The 8936-nt window shown below is 46.4% G+C and carries 7 protein-coding genes; 3 read left to right on the forward strand and 4 right to left on the reverse strand.

Annotated features, from left to right (window positions below):
- The first annotated feature begins 10 nt into the window (after window positions 1-10).
- Window positions 11-892: an ABC transporter ATP-binding protein gene (locus QZ323_RS05745; protein ID WP_294633561.1), complete on the forward strand. Its 882-nt coding sequence runs from the start codon at window positions 11-13 to the stop codon at window positions 890-892.
- Window positions 889-1401 (forward strand): C40 family peptidase, encoded by a 513-nt coding sequence (locus QZ323_RS05750; protein ID WP_294633563.1) that lies wholly within the window; start codon window positions 889-891, stop codon window positions 1399-1401. Before QZ323_RS05745 ends, QZ323_RS05750 begins: the two co-directional genes overlap by 4 nt.
- A gap of 145 nt (window positions 1402-1546) precedes the next feature.
- Here the strand turns inward: QZ323_RS05750 and QZ323_RS05755 are convergent, their stop codons facing one another.
- The 4 genes from QZ323_RS05755 to QZ323_RS05770 form a co-directional block, all read right to left on the reverse strand.
- Entirely contained in the window at window positions 1547-3841 is a 2295-nt protein-coding gene (locus QZ323_RS05755) for a GH92 family glycosyl hydrolase (RefSeq protein WP_294633565.1), read from the reverse strand.
- Between the two features lie 13 nt (window positions 3842-3854).
- Window positions 3855-4829 carry a glycoside hydrolase family 130 protein gene (locus QZ323_RS05760; protein WP_294633566.1) on the reverse strand — a complete coding sequence of 325 codons (975 nt, stop codon included), beginning with the start codon at window positions 4827-4829 and terminating at the stop codon, window positions 3855-3857.
- 47 nt (window positions 4830-4876) lie between these two features.
- The gene (locus QZ323_RS05765; protein ID WP_294633567.1) at window positions 4877-6190 is read right to left on the reverse strand and encodes an MFS transporter; all 1314 of its coding nucleotides are present in this window, start codon (window positions 6188-6190) and stop codon (window positions 4877-4879) included.
- A 650-nt stretch (window positions 6191-6840) separates the two neighbouring features.
- Complete coding sequence (locus QZ323_RS05770; RefSeq protein WP_294633569.1) at window positions 6841-7695, reverse strand: endonuclease/exonuclease/phosphatase family protein; 855 nt, start codon at window positions 7693-7695, stop codon at window positions 6841-6843.
- A 626-nt stretch (window positions 7696-8321) separates the two neighbouring features.
- Between QZ323_RS05770 and QZ323_RS05775 the strand changes: the two genes are divergently transcribed.
- Window positions 8322-8888 (forward strand): RNA polymerase sigma-70 factor, encoded by a 567-nt coding sequence (locus tag QZ323_RS05775; RefSeq protein WP_294633571.1) that lies wholly within the window; start codon window positions 8322-8324, stop codon window positions 8886-8888.
- The last annotated feature ends 48 nt before the right edge of the window (window positions 8889-8936 follow it).

The following is an 8936-nucleotide window of genomic DNA, read 5'->3' on the forward strand; positions in this document are numbered from 1 at the left end:
CTTAGAGAATATGATAGAGATTAACAGACTTCAAAAGAATTTCGGCAAGAAGAGAGCCGTAGACATCGAAGGATATGTCATAGAACAAGGTGATATGTTAGGCTTGGTGGGAAACAACGGAGCCGGAAAGACCACGCTCTTCCGCCTGATGCTGGACTTGCTGCAAGCAGACCGGGGCAACGTGACCATCAATGGCATTGACGTATGCAAAAGTGAGGACTGGAAGCAGTTCACCGGCGCATTCATCGACGACGGTTTCCTGATCGACTACCTCACCCCCGAAGAGTATTTCTACTTCATCGGCAAGATGTACGGCCTGAAGAAAGAGGAAGTGGACGAACGTCTGCTCCCCTTCGAACGCTTCATGAACCACGAAGTCATCGGACAAAAGAAGTTCATCCGTAACTTCTCTGCCGGCAACAAACAGAAAATCGGTATCATCTCCGCCATGCTGCATCATCCGCAACTGCTGATTCTGGACGAACCGTTCAACTTCCTCGACCCCAGTTCGCAATCCATCATCAAGCATCTGCTGAAGAAGTACAACGAAGAGCATCATGCCACGATACTCATCTCAAGCCACAACCTGAATCATACGGTGGATATATGTCCCCGCATCGCCCTGCTGGAGAACGGAACGATCATCCGCGACATCCAGAACGAGAACAATTCGGCAGAGAAAGAGCTTGAAGACTACTTCAATGCCAGAGTGGAGGAAGAGATAGAAGAGGAAGAGCGGACTGAAACAGAAACAGCAACTGAAGCAGAAGGAATTGCCGAGACTGACGCCGCCACAGAGAGTGCGGAATCCCCATGTGCCGCAACCCGTGCCGAAGAGCCTGTAGCCCAGGAAAGTGCCGCGCAAACGGACAAGAACGGAAAAGAAGCATGAAAAGATACGTCTCATACATAGTTGCACTTATCGGACTGGTCGTCTGTCTCAGCTCTTGCCGCACCGCGGCTCCGCGCCTCGACTACAAGGCGTTGGCCAAAGCCTCCATCCGCATGGGAATGGACATCGACAAGGAGGATAACCACAAGCTATACATTGCTTCTTCGGAATGGCTTGGGGTTCCCTATCGCACAGGTGGCAACAGTAAGCACGGCACGGACTGTTCTGGTCTGGTATCGCAACTCTACATGAGCATATATAACATCCGTCTGGCCCGGAACACTGACGGCCAGCTCAAAGAAAGTAACCGGGTCTCCCGCCACAACCTGCGTGAGGGAGACTTGGTTTTCTTCACCAGCCGTACCTCCCGAAAGCGGGTGGCACACGTGGGCATTTATCTCAAAAAAGGCAAATTCATCCATGCCAGCACCAGCCGGGGAGTCATAATCAGCTCGCTCAACGAAAAGTACTACACGCAATACTGGCTGTGCGGAGGCAGGGTGAAATAAAGGCATTCTATACCTGCCCCATCCCATTTGTACATGACAAAGTAACGCACAGAAGAAGAGTCAGGAGACTATCGGCAAGTATTAAAACCTTACTGATAGTCTCCTGACTTCTTTTGTTGCCTGAAATAACTTACTAATCCAATGATTAGCGGAGAATAAATTTCAGAGTACCGCCTTTCAGCAACTCTTCATGACTGATACGATAGGTGGACAATTTCTTTCCCCCCAATTCCATCTGCCTAATGTATAAAGCCTCCGATGAAGGACGTTCGGTCTCAATCACCAACCGGTCACGCCCCCAGACTTTAGGATCAAGACGGATAACCACACGATCGAACACGGGTGTGGAAAGCGTGTAATACGGAGCACCGGGACAATCGGGATAGAACCCCATCATATTGAAAATGGCCCAGGTGGACATCGTACCGGTATCATCGTTACCCGGAATACCATCGGGAGCATTCTTAAAGTATTGCTGCAACAGACGCCGGATTTCCTTTTGCGTACGCCACTCCTCCCCCTTAACATAAGAGAACAAATGAGCATAAGCTATGTCGGGTTCGTTTGCCGGATCATAAAGCCCTTCATCGAAGACACGCTGGAGCTTTTCGACAAAAGGCTTCTGACCACCCATGAGACGCATCAGTCCCTTCACATCGTGAGGAACATAAAAGGTATAGTTCCAAGCACAACCTTCATGAAAACCGGGGCTTGGCTCAAAATTCTCTCCCTGACGCGGATTGAAAGGAGAATAGAACCCGCCATCAGGCAAGATGGGACGGAATGTGCCGGACTCTTTGCTGTAATAATGTTTATAGCCCAATGAACGATTATAGAAAAGACGGGCATCTGACTGATACTTCTTGGCATCCGCTTTTCTGCCCTGAGCCAAGGCTTCCTTGCCCAAGGCATCGGCAAGCAAAGAGAGAGAATAGTCGGCAATATAATATTCCAATGCATGGGAAACTGAATTGTCGTATTGCTCGCGCAAGGGAACATAGCCCAAAGAGAGATAGTCATCATTATCCGGCCGAAGCAGGTTCTCCGCTCCAGGCAAGGTGGCGGACTTGTACATCGCCTCGTAAGCCAGGTCAATGTCAAAGTCACGCAATCCTTTCAACCAGGTATCCACTATGACGGGAATGGCAGGATCGCCCTCCATCGTCAATGTTTCGCGTCCGTAGAGTTCCCACTTAGGCAACCAGCCGTGTTCGCGATACATATCGAGCATGGAACGTACCATCTGCAACTGACGTTCCGGATAGACCAGTGTAAGAAGCTGGTGCACATTGCGGTAAGTATCCCATAAGGAGAAGACGGTATACCGGTCTCCCTGTACGGTTCGGATCTCATTGCTCTCCATTGCGGGGTATTCACCATTGACGTCTTGCAGGATGTTGGGATGTATCAGCGTGTGGTAGAGCGCGGTATAAAAGACCTTCTTCTCCTCTTCCGTTCCCCCCTCTACGAGGATGCGTGAGAGGTCCTCCTCCCAACGGGCACGCGCTTCCGCAAGTATCCGGCCGAAGTCTTTTCCGCCTTGTTCTTTCTCTAGATTGAGCCGCGCATTTTCGATGCTGACAAAGGAGACGCCCATTTGTACCTCCACCTGTTCTCCCTCCTGCGTATCGAAAGAGAGGAAGACACCGATATCATCTCCTGCAATCTCTTTGTGGTAGCGGGTATAGAGTTTATAGCGGCCGTTGTCCGGATCCCACTCTGCCTCTACTCCGGTCATCGGACGCTGTTTCTTCCAGTATCCGCAGGCAGAGGGTTGCTTGTTGACGCGCATCACGAAGTAGATAGGAAATACCGCCTGAGGATTGTAGCAGAACGTTCCCAGCAGTTTCATGCCTACATACTCGGTATCGCTCACCCGCCGCAAGTAGGCACCGGTCTCGTTGGTCAGTCCTTCGCCCAGGTTCAGGAGCACATGACTCTGTCCGGCAGGGAAAGTAAACCGAGAGACACCGGTACGGGCAGTAGCGGTAACTTCCGTCTTCACGTTGTATCGGGTAAGCACGTTGCTGTAATAGCCGGGAGATGCCTGCTCGTCCTTATAGCGGCTGCCATATTCTTTATAGTCTACTGACAGTTCACCCGTAGTAGGCATCAGCAGCAATGACCCTAACTCGGGACAGCCGACACCACTCAAGTTCACATGGGAATAACCCGTGAAGAAGCAATTGTGATACTCGTACGGGGTGGACCACCAACGGGCATCCTTATCATATTTGTTATCGCCCGATCCCATCACGTTGAAAGGAACTACGGACATCATCCCATTGGGACAGACCGCTCCCGGATTGGTGGTTCCGAAATTGGTAGTCCCCACAAAAGGATTGACATACTTCAAAAGCGAAACTCCCTTTTCACTCCCGCCAAACGACGGAAGCAAAAAGAGAGTTGAAAAAGCGTAAACCAACAATGTACGTTTCATCAGATTAAGGAAATTAGAATAGATAACTGTTTTTCTTCGTGAACTCTACAATTTCCGAAATATAGCCAAAGGCCATCCCCACTACAGTGTCGGCCGCACCGTAATACACGGCCACCCTATCGCCATCCTGCAAAGACGCACATGGGAAAACCACATTAGGCACATCGCCCTGCAACTCATATGGAGCGGCAGGAGCAAGCAGGTAGGGACGTGTACGATACAGCACCTTCGCGGGATTCTCCTTGTCGAGAATGGCCGATCCCATAGAGTAGCGGAAACCATTGCAAGTGGTTATCACACCATGATAGAATATCAGCCATCCCTCTTCCGTCAGGAAAGGCACGGAACCGGCACCGATCTTGGTACATTGCCATGCACTTTCGGGGAACGGAGTAGGAGACATCACGTGGCGGTGTTCGCCCCAGAACTTCATATCGGGGCTGTAGCTGATGTAGATATCCCCGAAGGGAGTATGTCCGCTGTCGCTGGGGCGGCTCAGCATGGCATACTTTCCGTCTATCTTCTGTGGGAAGAGTACTCCGTTGCGGTTGAAAGGCAGGAAGGCATTCTCACACTGGAAGAACTCTTTGAAGTCGAACGTATAGCCAATGCCGATGGTAGGTCCGTGATAGCCGTTGCACCAAGTTATCCAGTAACGGTCTTCAATCCATGTCACACGCGGATCATATTTGTATTCCGACTCTATCATCTCCGTATTTCCTGCCTTAAAGCAGATAGGCTCATGGCTTATCTCCCAATTGATTCCGTCCTTGCTGAATCCTGCAAAGATGTTCATCTGTACCGACTTATTGTCGCAACGGAACACTCCGGCAAAACCATCCTCGAATGGAACCACCGCACTGTTGAAGATACTGTTGGAAGTAGGGATATGGTAACGGCCGATAACCGGATTTTTCGAATAGCGCCACATGACGTCTTTGCAACCCTCCGGACGTTCTTCCCAGGGTATCAAAATTTTATTATTCATACTCATTCTTATTGTTTTTATTATGATTACTGTTTATTCTTACATTCTCAAGATTCGGACTTCTTAGCATCCGGATAGGTGAACGGCACAAAATAGGTGATCAGAAAAGCCGGAATCGTCGCAAACAATGTGAAGACAAAAAAGGTCTTATATCCCAGCGCATCGCTGACAAAACCACTGATTGCCCCAGGAAGCATCACACCCAAATTCATGATTCCCGAAGCGAAAGCATAATGCGCCATCTGATGTTTTCCCGGAGCCACCTGCTGCATCATGAACAGCGTAAGTCCAACGAAGCCAAAGCCATAGCCAAAATATTCGAGCACAATGGCACCGCCTATCAGCATCCCGCTCTCCGGCTGGTAACTTGCCAGCAGGGTATAGGCGACAAAAGGCAGGTTGAAGATGCAACACAATGAGAACAGTGTCTTGCTCAAGCCCCGATGGGATATGTAATATCCTGCCAGAAGTGACCCCAGCACGAAAGCTGCGGCTCCGTAGGTACCATAATATAGCCCTATCTCCTGCTCGCTCAGTCCCAGTCCGCCTGCCGCACGTTCCGCCTTCAGAAACAGAGGAACGATCTTCATCACAAAACCCTCTGCCAGACGGTAGATGATGATGAAAGCGATATAATACCAGATGTGTTTCTTGGTGAAGAAATCCTTGATCACTTCTATCAGCCGTTGCATCGTCTCTCCAGCAGAAGTAGACTGTCCGGCTGCGGCTCCGCCTGACGGAAGCATCTTCACATGATACATTCCCAGCAACAACATGATTCCTCCCAGCAACAACATCACTACCATCCAAGCCTGTACGGTCGCTTCATGACGGGCAACTTCTGTTGCTCCGGCTTCTCCGCCAAAGTATTCCAGCAACCATCCCGCCAGCCACACCAGCCCTCCGGATGCCACAATTTTGGCTATATTATAGAAAGCTCCCTGCCAACCGATATACTTTGCCTGTTCCTGCTTGTCCAGTTCCGACATATATACACCGTCCGTCGCCACGTCATGTGTCGCCCCGCTGAAGGCAATGATTGCCAACAAGGCTATGCATACGGCAAAGAAAGCGGGCAGGTGTAACGCCAATGCCACCAGAACAAAGCCGGCTCCGGTGAGCAACTGCGTCAGCACAACAAAGAACTTCTTTGTCTTGAACATTTCCAAAAAAGGACTCCAAAGGAATTTTAATGTCCAAGGCAACATAATCAGTGATGTCCACAAAGCAATCTGCGCATCACTGACGCCCATACCCTTGAACATCAATACGGACACCATGTTCAATACTACAAAAGGCAATCCCATAGCAAAGTAAACGGTGGGCACCCACGAAATCGGATTACGATTATTTAGACTCATACCTATTTAATTTATTAAATTTTGAATTACATTTACTGTTGATTATCACTTGTTTTTAATCTTGGAGTACCCCCGTTTACCTGTATTGTATATATTGGACTGTTGATTCGAACAAAATGCGTATTGCTGCGGAATGCATACTGCTGCGGAATGCATACTGCTGCGGAAACACGTCGGCGCGGTGCCGATCGTCGTTCCTTGTTGTAGAAAAGTATCAAGTTGTCTTACTGTAAGTTTCATGTTTTTCATTATTAAATCAGTTCAATGAGAGATTCCCAAAACATCCTCTGTGAATATAATACAATTCACTCCACCGAAATACTAACCATAGGAGCTATATTTTAAAATTAATTAGCATTTACCTGCCATGTAGGATATGCAGACACGACACGGTAAGTATACAGACGGAAGATTATTTCTTATGAGGCATAACAAATAATGTTACGGACTATTTTATTAATTTCTCTTTCTCAAACCGTTATATCAACACAACTTTTCTGCTCCCCCCCCAAAAAATATCCGCTGAAACCTAAAAAATAGATTTCAACGGATATTTTCAGTCTAAACACAATTTAAATCACACTATTAACAAAATCCGAAAGAACTGAACGAAGAAAACCAGTATAAAAAAACGACTGACCAGAAGAGAATCAGAACTCCAGTTCTGCCACCACCGAATTATGATCTGAAAGATAACCAGATTCGGCTTGCCCTTCTTCCGGAATATTCGTTTTCAGCACATGGACATCTTTCGATACAAAAATGAAATCTATTTTTTCCCTCTCCGCCACGGGAACACGACCAAAGCCATGAAGGGTATATTCTACTCCCGCCTTCTCTTCGGCTATGCAATAGGAGTCGTGCAACGGATAAGTATTAGTCGTCAACGTGCGATACGCTTCCGACTGATTGTTGACATTGAAATCGCCTGTCAGGATAGCGGGTTGGTCGCCCACAATCTCTTTGATACGGTCGATAATCAACAAAGCACCCTGCCGGCGCGCTTCTGTACCTACGTGGTCAAAATGCGTATTGACAGCCATAAAAATACGGCCGCTCTGTTTCTCCCTGAACTTCGCCCAAGTAGCAATACGCGTACAAGCGCCATCCCAACCTATAAAACCTACACTGTCAGGGTATTGCGAAAGCCAAAAGGTGTTACTGTCCAGCACCTCGAAACGGTCCGTACGATAGAGCAAAGGAGTATATTCGCCCGCCTGCTTCCCATCATCACGCCCCACTCCGATAGCGGCATAACCGGGCAAGGCAAGTTTGAGATCTTCCAACTGATGGCACAATACCTCTTGCATACCGACTATCTCCAACTGATTTTCCACTATAAATTTGCAGACCGCCTCCTTACGATACCTCCAACTGTTCAGACTGTCTCCTGGATTATCATACCGAAGGTTGAAAGTCGCATAGCGGACATTCACCATTTTTCCACTGAAAGAACATGCACCAAGCAAGCAGCTCAGTAACAAAAAAAAAGAAATCCTTCTCATAAACAATACGATTAAATTCAATACATGATAAAAATAGTCCCCACAAAAGTAACTATTCTATATAAGTTTTTAAGTATGTGAGTTGATAAATCCCTCACTCATTCAGGTTATTCTCATCAACTCACATTCTTAAAAAAACGTTAGCGGAATTAAATAGATTACATCATATCTTATGTCTCATAACAAGTAATGTTATGAAGTATAACAAGTAATGTTATGATGCCCTTCATTATATGTTATGATGCATTCCTCCGAACTAAGATAACAATTAAAAATAAATAGGTTCTTCGTCACTTTTGGGGCAGTTCATGTGTTAAAGCTAGTAAATTTATTGCCTAACAAGGTAATGCTTGTCCTATTGAACATGTGTCTTTTGATAGCTTTAATTTTATTCCCTTAAATAAGCTGGTATAGTCTATAGATAAAGGTGTTTAGTATATTTTACTGCCCCAAAAGTGACGAAGAACCATAAAAAAAACAGGAGTAGAGTAATATTTTAATTCTGTCAACGGATGAAGCAAATGAAAAAAACGCGCCTTATTTTTGTGATTTCGAATAGAAACCTTTCACACATTCTAATATTTATTTTATATTCGCAAATTAGAATCTTTTACTAAATCTAAATTATGACAAAATTATCTCTTCTGAGACATAATAAGGAACAAGCTTTTAAACAACTTTATGAGGAGTACTATGCCCCTTTCTGCCTGTATGCCAAAAGGTTTATAGAAGAAAAGGAAATACGCGAAGACATCGTTTCTGAGGTATTCGTTTCGCTATGGGATAGGATTGATGCTTTCGAACCGGACTCCGACACCACATTGGGGTATATCAAGATGTGTGTCAAGAATAACTGCCTCAATTACCTGAAACATCAGGAATACGAATGGAATTATGCCGAATTAGTGCACAAAAAAACACCCATATACGAAAATGAACCCGACAGCGTATATACTTTGAACGAGTTATACCACATGCTGTACGAAACACTGGACAAACTTCCCGAAAATTACCGCACCGTATTTATCGAAAGCTTCTTCAATGGGAAAACACATGCCGAAATCGCAGAAGAACTAAATCTTAGCGTGAAATCCATCAATCGCTATAAGCAAAAGACCATGGAACTGCTGCAGAACGAACTGAAAGAGTATATGCCGCTTTTAGTATTCATGCTCATCTCAGGACGGGCATAACTTGTGAGTTTGTAAGTTTGTGAGTTGATAAGTTTGTGAGTTTATAAG

The sequence above is a fragment of the uncultured Bacteroides sp. genome (assembly GCF_910585845.1).
In the GTDB taxonomy this organism is placed as follows: Bacteria; Bacteroidota; Bacteroidia; order Bacteroidales; family Bacteroidaceae; genus Bacteroides.